Consider the following 15,715-nt stretch of genomic DNA (forward strand, 5'->3'; position numbering starts at 1 on the left):
ACCGCGCAGGTTGTCGAAAATCACCAGGTCGCACGCGACCAACAGGCGAATGTCATCCTGCTCTTCAGTAGGCCGCGGGTTCGCGGCAAGTCGCGCCTCGGTGTAACGAATGGTTTCAGCGCCGAAGTAACCCACCAACCCACCGGCAAAGCGCGGCAGGCGAGCATCGGGACGAACGCGGTACCGGGATGCAAATTCGCGGATTGCCGCTAGCGGATCATCCACCTGGCGCTGATCCAGGGTCTTGCCGTCCTTCACATGGGAGAACAGGCCCGCGCGAACGCGGACTTCTTCCGAGGCCGGCAGGCCGATGATGGAATAGCGACCCCAGCGCTCGCCGCCCTGCACGGACTCCAGCAGGAAAGTACCGTCAGCCAGCGCTTGTTCACCATGGGCATGGCAAAGCTTCAGGTAAGCCGACAGCGGCGTGTCGAGATCAGCCAGGATCTCGCGCGCAACATGGCGATGGGTAAAGGACGAGTTTTCAGGTGACGCTGACGACATGGGGCTCTCGCTGGAAACTGGTGGATCGAACACGCAACAAGGGCGACACACCCATCGGGTGTATCAGCAGGAAATCACCATCGCCAGGAAAGGCGGTCCTTGTCGTCTTGTTGACCCATGGGCATGTTCATCAGTCGTGTCGTCTAGCTCGGAAAGAATGGAGCTGAGGTCCGATTAAACCCGGCCCCTGCTTTGGCTGTCAACCAGCCGCAGCAATCTCCTCGCGCATCTTCTTGATGGTCGCGGCGTAATCGTCTGCGCCGAAGATGGCCGAGCCGGCCACAAAGGTATCCGCGCCGGCGGCCGCGATCTCGCGGATGTTGTCCACTTTCACGCCGCCATCGATTTCCAGGCGAATGCTGTGGCCGGTCGCCTTTTCATGCTGGTCGATCAGCTGCCGCGCGGTCTTCAGCTTGTGAAGCGCTTCCGGGATGAACTTCTGGCCGCCGAAACCGGGGTTCACCGACATGATCAGCACCATGTCGACCTTGTCCATGACGTGGTGCAGGTGCGACAGCGGCGTGGCCGGGTTGAACACCAGGCCCGCCTTGCAGCCGGATTCCTTGATCAGGCCCAGGGTGCGGTCGATGTGCTCGGAGGCTTCCGGGTGGAAGGTGATGTAGCTGGCGCCCGCCTTGGCGAAATCCGGGATGATGCGATCCACCGGCTTGACCATCAGGTGCACGTCGATCGGTGCCGTCACGCCATGCTTGCGCAGCGCTTCGCAGACCAGCGGGCCGATGGTGAGGTTCGGGACGTAGTGGTTGTCCATCACGTCGAAATGCACGATGTCCGCGCCCGCGGCGAGCACCGCATCCACTTCCTCGCCCAGGCGGGCAAAGTCGGCACTGAGAATGCTGGGGGCGATAAGCGGCGGCTGCATGCGGTCTCTCCGAATCGGGTGTCTTGAGGCCGCTACTTTACCCGATTCGGCAGGCGCTCGTCAGCGCCTGCTCTCATATCCCGACCCCAACGAAAAACGCCCCGGAACCTCAAGGAACCCGGGGCGCGTCGCTGTCCGGGAATTCTCAGAATTCGCGGCGCATCAGCTTGTCCAGCGAAATGGCCCTGGCGCCATGCACGGCGAAATACAGCATGATCGCCGTCCAGAGGATGGACTTTTCCGCGCCGGAAAACCCCTCGGCCTGCAGGAACCAGTGGTACCAGATCGTCACGGCCAGCACGATGCTCGCGCCCAGCGCCGCCGGACGGGTGAACAGCCCCAGCGCAACCAGGATGCCGCCAAAGAACTCGATCACGGCCAGCCCCACCGCCCAGAATTCGCCAGGCCAGAAACCCATGCCTTCCAGCCAGCCGGCCCGGGACAGCGGGTCCTGGATCTTCGGCCAGCCATGCGTCACCAGCGCCAGGCCCGAGGTAATGCGCAGCAGCGCCTCGACCGGATCACCCAGCTTGCGATACAGGCCGCCCAGCTTCGGAAAAATCAAACGCGATGTGTCCATGTACGTTCACCCCTTTGTTATTGAATCCCGTCCAAAGAATAACCGAGGTCGAAATCCGTTTGTCTTCAGGTTGATCCAAGACCTCTCGAAGCTGTTTTCACTTCCCTTTCTGTGCTTCCAGGGTTTTTCGCATTTTGTCGATGGAGATGTTTTCCAGAGCAGGCACATGACCATCGTAAATACCGGACGTGGTGGAGTACCTGTCCCCTTCAAGGACGAAAACCTGTTTGCCGACCAGCGACCGACGGTTGCCACCAGGGTAGAAACTCTCGCTGGAAAATTCATCACCCTCTTTGTACCGCGCGGGTTCCTGCTGCTTGAGGATGTCCGTGATTATGGCGATGTTGCGTCCGTCCTCGCCCGCTTCATAGGTCAGGATCAGGATGAGTTCCGCATCTTCTAGTCGTGCATCGAGCGGCCATTCCCAGACGTCCATGGATGACAATTGCGATTGGGCCTCATCCTCATCAAGCTTTTTCGAATCGCACGGTTGCTTGCCGCTTTCCTGCTCGATCGCCGTATCGTTGCCGGACGCCATCAGACTCCAGACTGCTGACATACCGAAACTGGCGAAATAGAAAATGATGATGAAGCTGATACCGAAGCCTGCGCCGAAGGCGAGACCGTCCTTGAACTTGCTGAACACGATTGATGCCCCTTGCTTCATTTATTGAACATAAACCCCTGCCTCACTCTAGCAACTTTCATGGGGTTTTCAGCCCTTTTTGCGGTGGCGATTGGAGACCTTGTTTTTTCTGCCATAAAAACAATAGGTTGGAACGCTCCAGGCCAGGTGACCATTCTGGCTATACTCCGCGTATGGGCAATTCCAAAGACTTCCTGGATTACCTCGACGAGCTGATGGCGGGCATTCCCGGCCTCAGGAAACGGGCGATGTTCGGCGGGCACGGCATTTACAGCGACGACCGGATGTTCGCGCTGGTCGCGGACGACACGCTTTACATAAAAGTGGATGACAACAACCGCGCCGCCTTCGAAGCAGAGGGCTCCGGGCCCTTCGTGGTGGAGATGAAGGGCAAGCGCGGGGAAATGTCGTATTTCAACGTGCCGGAAGCGGCGCTGGAAGATCCCGAGGCGATGCGCAGCTGGTGCCGCCTCGGGATCGATGCTGCACTGCGGGCGGCTGCAAAGAAAAAACCCCGGGAGAAAACCAGCGGGAAACCAGAAAAGAAACGCTGACCTGGGTCAGCGCCTGTCGTCCCGGTACCCGGCGGGAGCGCGTGGCCTTAGAGCTTGCGGGTGAGGCGGGTGACACCCAGCACCACCAGCACGAAGCCGGCGGAGAGAATGGTGATCACCAGCACTTCGCGGGAATCAAGCTCGCTGTTGTAGATCGATACGGCAGCGATACCCATCAGGACGATGCCAACGACCAGGATCAGCTGGCCAATCCAGCGTTTCGGATCCCTTGCCATGTCATTTACTCCTGTCAGCCGGAGTTGCCCATGTCCGGGGCTTCGTTCTTTTTCGACGCCTTCTTGCGCCTGCGAGCATCGACCGCCGCACCGACAAGAATGCCGAGCGCAATACCAAGGCCGACGTTACCGAAAATCGTGCCGAAAATGATGCCCAGCATCAGGCCCATGCCGATGCTAGAGCCTGCCGGCATTTTCGATGGCTTGTCGTTATTGTCGCCTTCCGGCTTCCCTGATGCATTCGAATCGGTCATGGCCTTCCCCCGTGTTTTGATAGGAAAATGAACAACGCTCCCCTCGAGCGAGGTCCAGCCTAGCCCGATGGGTGCCGCCTGGAAAGCCATCACAGCATCAAAGCCATCCGAAACCTGTCGCGACGAGATAGGCGCCCGCGATCAATCCCAGCACGCTGCCGAAGAGATACCAGGCATCGCGATTGAAGATCTTCAGGATGCGGTTGATTGCCGACTCCGACAGGAACAGGTAGCTCGCGCCCTCGATCGCCATCGCCCAGCCCATGAACGACACGATGCCCGCTGCCAGTGATCCCCAGAGATTGTGCTGTAGGACAATGAACAGCCCCGCCGTCATCTCGATCAAGGCCAGCATGAAGCGCAGCAGGTTGTTCGAGGCGAATTCCTTCGCGATCACGCCCTTCCAGTAATCCTTGCGCACCAGCATCGCCACGCCGACCACCAGCAACACGATGCCGATGACCTTCGACAACAACACGGTACTTCCCATCAATCCACCCATGGCACACCTCCAGTAAATCAAGCCTTACCAGAACCTTAGCCCATGATCACCGTGCCTGCCGTCACGCCCCGGCCTCGTTTTCATCCCGCATCAGCCAGACGTAAGCAGCCGGCGAGAAGACCAGCGACATCAAGGAGGCGAAGGCCAGTCCGAACATCATCACGGTGGCCAGTGGCGACCACAACGGCCCACCGAAGAGATACAGCGGCACGAGGCCGATCACGGTAGTTGCCGAGGTCAGCAGGATCGGCCGCACGCGCTTGCGCGAGCCCTCGATCACGGCCTGGACCAGTGGCTTGTCCTGGCGTTCCACATCGATCTGGTCGATCAGCACGATGGCGTTGTTGATGATGATGCCGGACAGCGCGATGAAGCCCAGCAAGCCGAAGAAACTCATCGGCTCGCCAAGCAGCAAGAGGCCGATCGGAACGCCGAAGATCACCAGCGGAATGCACATGAAGACCAGCGCGGTACGCCGGAAGGAATTGAACTGGATGATGATCACCACGACCATCAACACCAGCCCGATCGGCACACCGCGACCAAGGTCGCTGAAAATTTCCTTCTGGTCGGCCAGCTCGCCTCCGATGGTGATGGTCGCGCCGCCGGTATCCAGCGCATCGAGTTCCGGCTGGATTTCCGCCAGCAACTGGTCGGCGGCGAGGAACTCGCTCTTGCCGGTAATGGTCACCGTGCGTTGCTGGTTCAGGCGCCGCACCGTCGAGTAATCGAACACCGGACCGATGGTCGCGAATTGCTCGAGGGCCACCGTGCCATTGCCGGTACCGATGGATAGATTGAGGACATCGTCGATGCCATCGCGCTGCGATTCCATCATCCGCGCGACAATCGGAATGCTGTCCGTGCCCTCGCGGTACTCGGAAATCTCGTAGCCATCCAGGTACCGTCGAAGGGCCTCGGAAACGGCCTGAGAACTCAAGCCCAGGCGCTGGGCGCGTGACTGGTCGATATCGATGTACATGTTGGCGATCCGCTCGCCCCAGTCATCCTCGTTCTGCACGATCCCCGGCACATCGGCAAAGATGTTGCGTACCTGCTGCGCAATTTCGAACAGCTCGCGCGAATCCTTGCCTGCCACCTGCACGTCGACCAGGCCGGCTTCTCCGGGCCCCATCGACAGCATCTTCAATGTGAACCGCGCTTCCGGGTGATTCTCGATGAAGTAGCGACGGCCGCGCGCCCGCAAGGTCCTGGCCGATTCGAAATCCGTAGTCGTGACGATGAAGAACGCCATCGAAGGATCCGGCTCCAGCGGATTCAGGGAGAGATAGAAGCGCGGTCCACCACCGTCGATGTAGGTGACGTGGTTGATCACTTCCGGGTTGGTCTCCTTGTCCATCAACCAATCGGACACCTCGCGCGCAGCTGCCTGGGTGCGCATGACGCTGGCATCGTTCGGCAGGTCCATGTAGATCAGCAACTGGTTGCGTTCGGAATCCGGGAACAGTTCCTTCTTCAACATCGGGAACAGGAAGACGACGCTGAAGCACAGCAGGTAGATGATCGCCACCGTGCCACGCGGATGCCGAGTCGCCGTCTTCAGCACGGGCAGGTAATGCCGCTCGAGCGCACCGCTGCTTTCGGTAATCGACGAATCCTTCGCGGTCCTGCGGCGAATGAACTTCGCAGCGACGAAGGGCAGGAACACCATCGACGTCACCCAGGAGCCGATCAAGGTCAGCGTGACCACGCCACCCAGGGAAAATGCATACTCACCGCGCGCCCCGGACATCAGCATCAGCGGCAGGAAGGCGAAGATGGTCGTCAGGGAAGAGATCAGCAAGGGACTGGCAAACTGCTGGCCGACATTGCGTGCCGCCTCCTCCGGATCCTCGCCCGCCTGTACCCGGGTGAGCATGTCTTCGACCACAACGACCCCGTTATCGACCAGCAGGCCCAGCGAAATGATGATGGCGGCAATCGACACCTGCTCCAGCTGGATGCCGGCAAAGCTCATGCCGAACAGCGCGAACAGCACGGAGAACGGCACGATCGATGCCGTGATGAGACCGGCGCGCACGCCAAGAAAAAGCATCACCACCGCCAGCACCACAGCGAGCGTCTGCAGCACGTTTCGCACGGCGCCGCTTACGGCAACTTCCACGTCACCTGGCTGGAAGGTGGCAAACGACAGCTCGTAACCGATCGGCAAGCTGTTCTCGAAATCCTGCACGGTGCGCTCGAGATCATCGCCAATGCGTGAAATGTCCAGGCCGCCGCGCATTTCGACAGCCAGCACCAGCGCCGGGCGACCGTTGAAGCTTACTGGCGCTTCGGGTGGCGAGACCACGCCGCGCCGGACCGTGGCAAGGTCTTCGAGCACGGTGAAATTTTCACTGCCCACGACCTGGCTGACCAGGCTGCGAATCTCGTCGACACCTTGCAGGTCACCCGAGGCGCGCACGGGCAAGGCGCTCTCTTCCGTCTGCAGGCTGCCCGCGGGAAGGATGACATTCTGGGCCTGGATGTCCTCCACCAGCTGCGATGACTGCGCGCCATTTGCCGCCAGTCGCTGCGCATCGTATTCCAGCCAGATGCGCTCTTCCTGTACGCCGAACAGCGCCACCTTGTCGATACCCTCGATCAGGTAGAGGTCACGCTGCAGTTCCTTGGCGGCCTTTTCCATCTCGGGGTAGCTGAAACCCTCGGCCGTCATTGCGATCGTCGCGACAGCGACATCGCCGTAGTCCGTGTTCACGAACGGTCCGCGCGTACCCTCGGGGAGCTCTCTCGCCACCTCGTCCATCTTGTTGCGCAGGTCCTGCCAGATACCGGGCAGGTCCTCGGCCAGGTCATTGATCTCCAGCCGGATGCGCACTTCACCCAGCTGCACCCGTGTGCGTATGTTCTTGACCGGGCCGAGCTCGCGGATTTTCCTTTCCATCGGCTCGGCAATCAGCAGCTCCATGCGATCCGGATGCATGCCGGGAAACTTGGCAATGATGATTGCCGTGCGAATGGTGATCTCGGGGTTTTCGCGTTTCGGGAAGTCCGCGTAAAGCATCGAGCCGCCGATCGCGAGCATCAACATGATGAACAGGGTCAGGCGCGATTGCTGCAGCGCCGCTGCCGTCAATTTGCCAAGCATGGCCTTACTCCTGCATCGGCAGCAGGTTCACCCGCTGCCCTTCGCGCAAGTAGGACACGCCCGCAACAGCCACGACATCACCGATCTCCAGACCGTCACTGACAATCAGCTCGTTGCCCCGCACGCCGGAAATCTGGACCATGCGCGAGCTCACCGTGCTGCTCTCGGCGTCATACACCCAGAGACGCCCGGCCATCTGCAGGTCTTCGTTGGCATCGAATTCGAACGCACTCAGGGGTACGAGGTAACCCGCCCCGCGCAGGGCGGCCACATCCAGCTCGACCTCGGCCGCCATGCCCGCACGCAGGCGCGGCGGCGGCTCGACTACCGTCACGGTGACCGGGAAGGAAGACACTTCGGAAGCCCGGTTACCCAGCTCGGAAATGCGCCCCTGCACCGCTTCGAGCTTGAGGTCGGGAACATCGATGCGCACGGCAGTACCGACCTCCAGCTGCTCCAGCACGGAGGCCGGCACGCTGAACGACACCTCGAAGCCCTGCTCGCTGTAGATGGCGCCCACGCGTTGCCCCGGGGACACCTGCTCGAAGGGATCGACCGTCACACTGGCGATGCGCCCGGTAAATGGCGCCAGCAGGCGCGTCTTGCCGTAATCGCGTTCGGCCAGGTTGAACTGTCGCTCGGCCTGGCTGGCCTGGGCGACAGCAGCATCCAGCGCCGACTTGGAATCCTCCAGGGTCTTGGTGGCCACCAGCCCCTGCTCGGCCAGCTCCTGGTTGCGGCGGTACTGGCTGCGGGCCGTCTCGAGATTGGCATTGGCCTCGTCCAGCCGCGCGTCGGCCTGGTCTCGCTGCAGTTCGTAGGAGCGCGCATCGAGGGCGGCCAGCAGGTCGCCAACCTCGACGTCCATGCCGACTTCCATCGGCAGCTTTTCGATACGGCCACCGACCTCGAAAGACAATGGCGACTGGTCGGCCGGCTCGATCACGCTGGGATACCGGCGCAGCTGCACGGCCGCGGATTCGGAAACCGTCATCGCCTTGAGACCACGGACGGGCGCTGCGCGCTCCTCCGCGGGCCCGCGATCACAGGCGGTCAGGCCCAGTCCCGGGACAAGCAGGGCCAGGGAAATCAAGGCAAAACGTTTCAAAGGCATCATGGCGCCCCCTGCATGATGAATGACGTGAATGCCTTTCAGTATAGCGAAGGCAGCCGGCGGGCGTTCTCAGGCAGGGCTGGTCACTCCAGCGTCCAGGTGAAAGCGATGGTGCCGTAGCGCAGGGGGTCGGGTCGCGTTTCACTGACATTGCTGTTGGCGCGCAGGATCAACGTGACGTCGAAGCCCGGGGTGTACCAGTTCAATCCAAAGCCGACATGGCCGATCAGGCGCTCCTGCTCGTAGACGAATGGCTCGTGGTGATCCTCGAGATAGGCATACGGTACGGCCTCGATCGCCGCCCCCGCGAAGAATGACCAGCCGCTTTGCGTCGCGTTCGCACTGTAAAGCCCGGGCAGCGCGACCGGTGCCGAGCGGCCCGAGTAATCCGGTATGAAATTGCCGGGAATGTTCCGCCCGATGCGGAAGATGCCGCCAAGCTGCGCATTGACGATCCAGTTGCCGGCCGTGGTTTCGTAACCCCAGACCCACTGCTTCTCGAGATCGCCAGGTGCCGTATTGAAGCGATATCGGATGGCACCATAATGCGCAACACCCAGCGTCCAGGCCTCGCCGATCTGGTTGTCCCAGCCCTGGGGAATGGTGCTGCCAATCAGGCGATGCACTTGCCGCTGCGTGTTCTCGGCGCCCGAGTTCGGTCCGATCACGCCCAGCGTCAGTCCATAGCCGCTCAGTCGATCCCCTTGCCAGTTCCAGATCGAACCGGAGATGCCGAGGTAGCCGAGGTACGGCAGGTCATCGAACACTGGCGCCGTGGTGGTGATGTCCTCGGGCGTGACCATGTATTGCTGCAGGCTCCAGACCGCTGCCTGCTCGGCCTGCGCATCGAAGCCTGGCAAGGCATGCCAGGGCGAGCTGTCGTCGAGATCGAGAGCATCGAGATAACTGAAGCGAATGCCGTTGGTGTAGCCCTGGTCGGTGCCGGCCAGGAGGTCGTTATCCCAGGAGATATCGAAAACGCCATCCGCCCGGGCCGGCATCGCCAGGAGCAATGCAAGCACGGGCAGCAAGCACGTCGAACCTGGCAAGCGGCGAGAGAAGGCCGCTTCAAGATCTGAACGACTTGCTGGCCTCATCAGCCGCGAAGGCTGGCCGTGTCGATCACGAAGCGATACTTCACATCACCCTTCTTCATGCGCTCGTAGGCTTCGTTGATGTTCTTGATGTCGAGCATTTCGATATCGCAGCTGATGTCATGCTCGGCACAGAAATCGAGCACTTCCTGGGTTTCCGGCATGCCGCCGATCAGCGAACCGGCCAGCACGCGACGCTTGCCGATCAGGCCACCGATATTCAACGGATCTTCCAGGGGCTGGATCAGGCCGACCATGCACATCACACCATCATGCTTGAGACAGTTGATGTAGGGATTGAGGTCGTGCGGCACCGGCACGGTATTGAGAATGAAATCCAGCGAACCGGCGGCGGCTTTCATCTGCGCCTTGTCGGTCGAGATGACAACGTGATGCGCGCCTTGCGACTTCGCTTCGGCAACCTTGTTTTCGGAGCGAGTGAACAGGGTCACTTCCGCACCCATGGCGTTCGCGAATTTCACACCCATGTGGCCGAGGCCGCCCATGCCGACCACGCCGACCCGGTCGCCCTTGCGGATGCCGAAATGACGCAATGGCGAGTAAGTCGTGATGCCGGCACAGAGTATCGGTGCGGCGGCGGCCGGATCGAGTTTCTTCGGCAGGCGCACAACGAAGCGCTCGGATACCACCACGCGTTCCGAGTAGCCGCCGGAGGTGATCGTGCCATCGTGGCGGTCCGGGCTGTTGTAGGTGCTGGTGAATCCTTCCGCGCAGAACTGCTCCAGGCCTTCCTCGCAGGGCTGGCACTGGCGACAGGAATCCACCATGCAGCCGACGCCGACCATGTCGCCCGGTTCGTATTGCTTCACCTTCGAACCCACTGCCGTGACATGACCGATGATTTCATGTCCGGGCACGACCGGATACTTCGTCCGACCCCAGTCGTCTTCGGCAAAGTGGATGTCGGTGTGGCAGACACCGCAGTAGTCGATCTCGATGGCGACATCGTCGTCACGCAGCTCGCGCCGCTCGATGTCATGCGGCGCCAGGCCGCTGTCGGCCGATCGTGCCGCATAGGCCCTTGCCATTGTCCGATTCTCGCTCATGCGTCTTACCTCCTTCCTGCGCCGGCAGAATGCAACACGCCTACCTTTCCGGCAGGCGCTGCTTCAGCTCGGCCACTTCCGTGGTGAGTGCTTCCAGCATGCCGATCATTTCCGCGCGTTCGGCATGGGCTCGCTCTTCCATCGCCCTGTGCAGGGCCTCCTCTTCCTCGGCATGCAGCGCTTGCATGGTATTCACGATGATGCCAATGAAAACGTTCAGGATCGTAAATGCCGAGATGAGGATGAACGGAACGAAATACAACCACGCGTAGGCAAATTCCTGCATCACCGGACGGGCAATTCCCATGGACCAGCTTTCGAGCGTCATGACCTGGAACAGGGTATAAAGCGACGCACCTACCGAACCGAACCAGGCCGGGAAGGCCTCGCCGAACATCTGGGTACCCATGACCGCGAAGATATAGAAGACCATGCCGAGCAGCAGCATGATCCAGCCGATGCTGGGAATGGCCGCGAGCAGGGATTCGATGATCATGCGCAGGCGCTTGATGCTGGACAGCAGGCGCAACACGCGGAGGATTCGCAGGCTGCGAAGAATGGACAGGGGGCCGGACCCGGGAACCAGCGAAATGGCAACGATGAAGAAATCGAAAAGGTTCCAGCCACTGACGAAGAACCGCAGGCGATAGGCAAACAGCTTCACCAGTATCTCGACAACGAAGATTCCGAGGATCAGGCGGTCCAGGGCATGCAATACGCTCCCGAATCGTTCCTGCATCCAGGGCGATGTTTCCAGGCCCAGGGTAATGGCATTGAAAACGATCACCGCAATGATGAAATTCTGCACCAGCGGGCTTTCCACCCAGCTTCCGACGCGTTGGCGCAACGCTCCCTGCATGACTGCAACCATGACCTTGCTGATTCTCCGACAAATGGGAAAGGCCCGATTATGGCGGCTGGCAGCGCCGCTGTCGAAACGCTCGCGCGAGCCGGCATGAAAAGACCTCGATTCGCCATCGGCAGGGGGTTGACAGCTTTGCTATCGTGGAAGAAATTGCTCGCCCGGAGGGCATCGCATGAATGAACACCACTGCCACCAGGGCCAGGATCGCAAGCCCTCGGAGGCAGCCGCGCCGGACCCGACCGGGCGCACGCTCTACACCTGTCCCATGCACCCGGAAATCGAGCAGTACGGCCCCGGAAGCTGCCCCATCTGCGGCATGGCGCTGGAGCCGAAAGGCGCGTCGCTGGAGGAAGACACCACCGAGCTCGATGACATGCGACGGCGCTTCTGGATCAGCGCGCTGCTGACGCTGCCGGTCTTCGTCATTGCCATGTCCTCGCATGTTGCCTGGATTCCGCTGCACGAGATCCTGCCGCGCAATATCGGAGGCTGGCTGGAACTCGTTCTCTCGACACCGGTCGTGCTCTGGGGCGGCTGGCCATTCTTCCAGCGCGGCTGGCGTTCGATCGTCAATCGCAGTCCCAACATGTTCACCTTGATCGCGCTGGGTACCGGCGTGTCCTGGGTGTTCAGCCTGTTCGCCTGGCTCGCACCGGAGTGGTTTCCCGCTGCCTTCCGCAACGAACATGGCGAGGTGGGGGTGTACTTCGAAGCCGCGGCAGTGATTGTCACCCTGGTGCTGCTCGGCCAGGTACTGGAGCTGAAGGCGCGCAGTGCGACCAGCCAGGCGATCCGTTCCTTGCTGGAGCTCGCACCGGACACGGCCCGACGCATTGACGATGCCGGCAAGGAAGAGGAAGTCGCGATTGACGAAATTGCTGTCGGCGACCGGCTGCGCGTCAAGCCTGGCGAGAAGATCCCGCTGGATGGCGAGGTGATCGAGGGCAGTTCGCGGGTCGACGAATCGATGCTGACGGGCGAAGCGGAACCGGTGGCCAAGGAAAGCGGCGACAAGGTATACGGCGCGACCATCAACAATACCGGCAGCATGCTCGTCGAGGTCACCCAGGTCGGCAGCGACACCATCCTGTCGCAGATCGTGACGCTGGTGTCCGAGGCGCAGCGATCTCGCGCACCGATCCAGAAGCTGGCCGACCGCGTGTCGGCCTGGTTCGTGCCATCGGTAGTGGTCACGGCCATCCTCGCGTTCATTGCCTGGGCGCTGTTCGGGCCCGAACCCCGCATGGCCTATGCCATCGTCAATGCCGTGGCGGTGCTGATCATCGCCTGCCCCTGCGCCCTGGGCCTGGCCACGCCGGTTTCCATCATGGTCGCCACCGGCCGTGGCGCGAAACTCGGCGTGCTGTTCCGTGATGCCGAAGCCATCGAGACCTTGCGCAAGGTCGACACCCTGCTGATCGACAAGACCGGCACGATCACCGAGGGCAAGCCGGCACTGCAGGATGTTGCCGCCACGGACAGCTTCAGCGATGACGAAGTCCTCGCATTCGCGGCCGCGCTGGAAACCGGCAGCGAGCATCCGCTGGCGTCCGCCATTCTCGGGGCGGCAAAAGAACGCGAGCTCGACATCGGCAAGGTGGAGAACTTCGATTCGGTCACCGGCGCCGGCGTCGTCGGCAAGCTCGATGGACGTTCACTGGCGCTGGGCAATCGCAGCCTGATGGACAAGGAAAACATCGACATGGCCGCGCTGGCCGACAAGGCCGAGGCATGGCGCGACAAGGCGCGTACCGTCATGTACCTGGCCGTCGACAACAAGCTGGCCGGCATCCTGGCGGTCGCCGACCGCATCAAGGAGACCACCCCGCAGGCGCTCCGGGAGATTCGCGCGGCCGGCATGAAGATCATCATGCTGACCGGCGACAACGAGAAGACCGCAAAAGCCGTAGCGGCGGAACTCGATATCGACGACGTCATTGCCGATGTGCACCCCGAGGACAAGGCGCAAGCGGTGAAGGATTTGCAGGAACAGGGCCAGGTCGTTGCGATGGCAGGCGATGGCATCAACGATGCTCCCGCGCTGGCGCAGGCCGATGTCGGCATTGCCATGGGCTCCGGTACCGATATCGCGATGGAAAGTGCGGCCGTGACGCTGATGCGCGGCGACCTCGGCGGCCTCCTGAAGGCGCGACGCCTGTCCGAGGCAACCGTTGGCAACATCCAGCAGAACCTCTGGTTTGCCTTCGGCTACAATGGCCTCGGCGTACCGATCGCGGCCGGCGTGCTGTACCCCTTCTTCGGCATCCTGCTGTCGCCGATGATTGCTGCCGCGGCAATGTCGTTCAGCTCGGTGTCGGTGATCGGCAATGCGCTCCGGTTGAACGTTCGCAAACTCTGAGGAATTCATGACCGGCGAGATTCACATCCGGGCGGCGACGTCGCAGGAATACGCCACGCTTGGCGAACTGATGACGCGTGCCTACATCGCACTGGACGGTTTTCCCAAGCCAGACGAGCAGCCGGCCTATTACGAGCGCCTGGCGAACATCGGCAAGCTGGCCGAGAAGCCGGCCACTACCCTGCTGGTTGCGGTAACAGACAATGACGAGCTGATGGGCGGCTGCGTCTACGTCAACGACATGTCGCAGTATCGCCACAAGGGATTTGTCACCACGCTGACCGACACCTCGGGCATGCGCTTGCTGGCAGTGGACGAGAAATTCCGTGGCAAGGGTGTCGGCAAGGCGCTGACGCATGCCTGCATGCAGCGTGCCCGTGACGCGGGTCACGCCCAGTTCGTGCTCCACACCACGCGCGCCATGCAGGACGCCTGGGCCATGTATGAAAAGATGGGGTTCGCGCGCGCCGAGGAACTCGACATCGCCGCCGATGGCTGGGAGATCTTCGGCTTCCGCATGCCACTCGACTGAGCTCGTCAATCCAGCGGCGGATATTCCTCGTCCAGCAGCCCGATCAGTTCCTCGGCCATGGTGATCAACTTCGGGATTTCATGGCGGGGACGTGCCCCCATCGCCCTGCCCAGGTTCACGAAGGCATTGACCATCACCTGGACCTCCCTGATGTCATCGACCAGCAGCGGCTCGCGTTCAAGCGCGTCCATTTCGGCAAAGGACTCCAGGTAGGCCGCCAGGCTGGGCGGGCCTTCATCTTCGAAATCCACGTCCAGGATGTCGTACATCTCGTCAACATTGTCGAGGTTCAGGTCGACGACCTTTGCGGTGCTGGCAGCCGCCGCTTTTCCCGCAGCAACATCCGAGACGTAGTCTTCATCCAGGTGGTAGGTCAGGGCGACATAGGCCGCAATCTTCTTCACCAGCTCGCGATCCTGCATCTGGCGCAGCGCACCGGAAGCGCGCAGCTGGTCGATGGCCGTGCGACTCCAGGAAAAAGGCCGGTAACCGGTGCGGCGGGTCAGTGCATAGAGCAACAAGGAGTCGAGCTCGTCGAGCTCCTTGCCGCGAACATAGTCACCCAGCCACCCGGCTCGCTCATACTGGTTCTTTGATTGCCGGAAGACGGGATCGATCATCTCCAGGTCCGCCTTCAGGTCGTCGACCAGCGCCCGCGCATACTGATGAATTTCCTGCTGCTCGATGCGCTGCTCGTTCCAGTTGTCGATCTCCATCGCGATCAGGATACCGATGCTGATCAGCAGGATCTCACCAACGGCGTACTTGGTGTAACGAGCAAGGCCGTCTCCCCGAACCAGGCTGTAACGCAGCTTGCTGAAGAAACCAGGCATGGGCCGGACTCCGTGGAAGAGGTCCACAGAGTCTAGTGCATGCCCTTCACGGGAGTCGGAAAAGAATCAGTCGGTCACGACCAGGCGATAGGCCATGTCGGCACCACCGGTGTCGTCGGCAATCACCGCCAGGTAATACAGCACGCCAGCCGATGCACCGAGCTGGATAGCATGCTCACCTCCACTCAGCGCGGTGGATTCCAGCAGTACCCCGTTCTGGTCATAAAGCTCCAGGTGAAGTGAATTGCCGCTGAGAAAAGGCTGCAGGCAATTGTCCGGCGCCTGGCAGAGATACATGGCATAGCTGCCGGTATCGAGCACCAGTGCCAGGTAATCGGCCGTGTCGGTCGCATCGTTGGCCGTCCCGTCATACAGCAGACCGCTGCTGGCAGGCACGACAAAAGGATTGGCTTCGTCAGCAGAATTGTTCGGTTCCGCTTCGTCCGCCGTACTGGTCGTCCAGGTATTGGTGATGTAATCCTGGGTGATGATGCCGTTTGCGAGATCGGTCTGGACGTCGGCTTCGCAGGAGACTTCTTCGGTGCACTGGCCGGAATACCAGGCCAGTGCCAGCGCTATGCCG

Annotated in this window: 17 protein-coding genes; 3 read left to right on the top strand and 14 right to left on the bottom strand. The window is 61.3% G+C overall.

What is annotated here, in order from left to right; translation table 11 throughout:
• From R3217_08545 to R3217_08560, 4 genes are all read right to left on the bottom strand, one after another.
• Nucleotides 1-504 (bottom strand): anthranilate synthase component I (locus R3217_08545; protein ID MDX1455487.1); only part of this gene is annotated, 504 nt, incomplete at its 3' end.
• Nucleotides 505-703: 199 nt separating this feature from the next.
• On the bottom strand, nucleotides 704-1,387 hold the full coding sequence (rpe, locus tag R3217_08550) for a ribulose-phosphate 3-epimerase (GenBank protein MDX1455488.1): 684 nt from the start codon (nucleotides 1,385-1,387) through the stop codon (nucleotides 704-706).
• 145 nt (nucleotides 1,388-1,532) lie between these two features.
• Nucleotides 1,533-1,967, bottom strand: coding sequence for a DoxX family protein (locus R3217_08555; protein ID MDX1455489.1), 435 nt, complete (start codon nucleotides 1,965-1,967; stop codon nucleotides 1,533-1,535).
• Between the two features lie 97 nt (nucleotides 1,968-2,064).
• Nucleotides 2,065-2,613 (bottom strand): hypothetical protein, encoded by a 549-nt coding sequence (locus R3217_08560; GenBank protein ID MDX1455490.1) that lies wholly within the window; start codon nucleotides 2,611-2,613, stop codon nucleotides 2,065-2,067.
• Nucleotides 2,614-2,786: 173 nt separating this feature from the next.
• Here R3217_08560 and R3217_08565 point away from each other — a divergent pair, with 173 nt between their 5' ends.
• Complete coding sequence (locus tag R3217_08565) at nucleotides 2,787-3,167, top strand: TfoX/Sxy family protein (protein ID MDX1455491.1); 381 nt, start codon at nucleotides 2,787-2,789, stop codon at nucleotides 3,165-3,167.
• 47 nt (nucleotides 3,168-3,214) lie between these two features.
• On the opposite strand, the gene R3217_08570 is transcribed toward R3217_08565, so the two are convergent.
• From R3217_08570 to R3217_08605, 8 genes are all read right to left on the bottom strand, one after another.
• Nucleotides 3,215-3,403: a hypothetical protein gene (locus R3217_08570; protein MDX1455492.1), complete on the bottom strand. Its 189-nt coding sequence runs from the start codon at nucleotides 3,401-3,403 to the stop codon at nucleotides 3,215-3,217.
• 14 nt (nucleotides 3,404-3,417) lie between these two features.
• Nucleotides 3,418-3,657 (bottom strand): hypothetical protein, encoded by a 240-nt coding sequence (locus R3217_08575; GenBank protein ID MDX1455493.1) that lies wholly within the window; start codon nucleotides 3,655-3,657, stop codon nucleotides 3,418-3,420.
• A 97-nt stretch (nucleotides 3,658-3,754) separates the two neighbouring features.
• Nucleotides 3,755-4,159: a hypothetical protein gene (locus R3217_08580; protein MDX1455494.1), complete on the bottom strand. Its 405-nt coding sequence runs from the start codon at nucleotides 4,157-4,159 to the stop codon at nucleotides 3,755-3,757.
• Nucleotides 4,160-4,220: 61 nt separating this feature from the next.
• Nucleotides 4,221-7,268 (bottom strand): efflux RND transporter permease subunit, encoded by a 3,048-nt coding sequence (locus tag R3217_08585; GenBank protein ID MDX1455495.1) that lies wholly within the window; start codon nucleotides 7,266-7,268, stop codon nucleotides 4,221-4,223.
• A 4-nt stretch (nucleotides 7,269-7,272) separates the two neighbouring features.
• The gene (locus tag R3217_08590; protein MDX1455496.1) at nucleotides 7,273-8,382 is read right to left on the bottom strand and encodes an efflux RND transporter periplasmic adaptor subunit; all 1,110 of its coding nucleotides are present in this window, start codon (nucleotides 8,380-8,382) and stop codon (nucleotides 7,273-7,275) included.
• 83 nt (nucleotides 8,383-8,465) lie between these two features.
• Complete coding sequence (locus R3217_08595; protein MDX1455497.1) at nucleotides 8,466-9,404, bottom strand: lipid A deacylase LpxR family protein; 939 nt, start codon at nucleotides 9,402-9,404, stop codon at nucleotides 8,466-8,468.
• 74 nt (nucleotides 9,405-9,478) lie between these two features.
• Entirely contained in the window at nucleotides 9,479-10,543 is a 1,065-nt protein-coding gene (locus R3217_08600; protein MDX1455498.1) for an NAD(P)-dependent alcohol dehydrogenase, read from the bottom strand.
• A 40-nt stretch (nucleotides 10,544-10,583) separates the two neighbouring features.
• Nucleotides 10,584-11,414, bottom strand: coding sequence for an ion transporter (locus tag R3217_08605; protein ID MDX1455499.1), 831 nt, complete (start codon nucleotides 11,412-11,414; stop codon nucleotides 10,584-10,586).
• 259 nt (nucleotides 11,415-11,673) lie between these two features.
• Between R3217_08605 and R3217_08610 the strand changes: the two genes are divergently transcribed.
• Together R3217_08610 and R3217_08615 are read left to right on the top strand one after the other, a co-directional pair.
• Complete coding sequence (locus tag R3217_08610) at nucleotides 11,674-13,767, top strand: copper-translocating P-type ATPase (GenBank protein MDX1455500.1); 2,094 nt, start codon at nucleotides 11,674-11,676, stop codon at nucleotides 13,765-13,767.
• 7 nt (nucleotides 13,768-13,774) lie between these two features.
• The gene (locus R3217_08615) at nucleotides 13,775-14,299 is read left to right on the top strand and encodes a GNAT family N-acetyltransferase (protein MDX1455501.1); all 525 of its coding nucleotides are present in this window, start codon (nucleotides 13,775-13,777) and stop codon (nucleotides 14,297-14,299) included.
• 5 nt (nucleotides 14,300-14,304) lie between these two features.
• Here the strand turns inward: R3217_08615 and R3217_08620 are convergent, their stop codons facing one another.
• Nucleotides 14,305-15,132, bottom strand: coding sequence for a DUF6090 family protein (locus tag R3217_08620; GenBank protein MDX1455502.1), 828 nt, complete (start codon nucleotides 15,130-15,132; stop codon nucleotides 14,305-14,307).
• 66 nt (nucleotides 15,133-15,198) lie between these two features.
• Nucleotides 15,199-15,715: hypothetical protein (locus tag R3217_08625; protein MDX1455503.1), on the bottom strand; the 517-nt coding region annotated here is incomplete at its 5' end.

The sequence above is a fragment of the Gammaproteobacteria bacterium genome (genome assembly GCA_033720895.1).
Lineage (GTDB): Bacteria > Pseudomonadota > Gammaproteobacteria > Natronospirales > JAJUFS01 > JAWWBS01.

What these genes read in the sequence shown, in the direction of transcription:
- rpe (MDX1455488.1), bottom strand. Translation starts at nt 1,387, where the DNA reads ATGCAGCCGCCGCTTATCGCCCCCAGCATTCTCAGTGCCGACTTTGCC.
- R3217_08555 (MDX1455489.1), bottom strand. Translation starts at nt 1,967, where the DNA reads ATGGACACATCGCGTTTGATTTTTCCGAAGCTGGGCGGCCTGTATCGC.
- R3217_08565 (MDX1455491.1), top strand. Translation starts at nt 2,787, where the DNA reads ATGGGCAATTCCAAAGACTTCCTGGATTACCTCGACGAGCTGATGGCG.
- R3217_08570 (MDX1455492.1), bottom strand. Translation starts at nt 3,403, where the DNA reads ATGGCAAGGGATCCGAAACGCTGGATTGGCCAGCTGATCCTGGTCGTT.
- R3217_08575 (MDX1455493.1), bottom strand. Translation starts at nt 3,657, where the DNA reads ATGACCGATTCGAATGCATCAGGGAAGCCGGAAGGCGACAATAACGAC.
- R3217_08580 (MDX1455494.1), bottom strand. Translation starts at nt 4,159, where the DNA reads ATGGGTGGATTGATGGGAAGTACCGTGTTGTTGTCGAAGGTCATCGGC.
- R3217_08585 (MDX1455495.1), bottom strand. Translation starts at nt 7,268, where the DNA reads ATGCTTGGCAAATTGACGGCAGCGGCGCTGCAGCAATCGCGCCTGACC.
- R3217_08590 (MDX1455496.1), bottom strand. Translation starts at nt 8,382, where the DNA reads ATGCCTTTGAAACGTTTTGCCTTGATTTCCCTGGCCCTGCTTGTCCCG.
- R3217_08600 (MDX1455498.1), bottom strand. Translation starts at nt 10,543, where the DNA reads ATGAGCGAGAATCGGACAATGGCAAGGGCCTATGCGGCACGATCGGCC.
- R3217_08605 (MDX1455499.1), bottom strand. Translation starts at nt 11,414, where the DNA reads ATGGTTGCAGTCATGCAGGGAGCGTTGCGCCAACGCGTCGGAAGCTGG.
- R3217_08610 (MDX1455500.1), top strand. Translation starts at nt 11,674, where the DNA reads ATGCACCCGGAAATCGAGCAGTACGGCCCCGGAAGCTGCCCCATCTGC.
- R3217_08615 (MDX1455501.1), top strand. Translation starts at nt 13,775, where the DNA reads ATGACCGGCGAGATTCACATCCGGGCGGCGACGTCGCAGGAATACGCC.
- R3217_08620 (MDX1455502.1), bottom strand. Translation starts at nt 15,132, where the DNA reads ATGCCTGGTTTCTTCAGCAAGCTGCGTTACAGCCTGGTTCGGGGAGAC.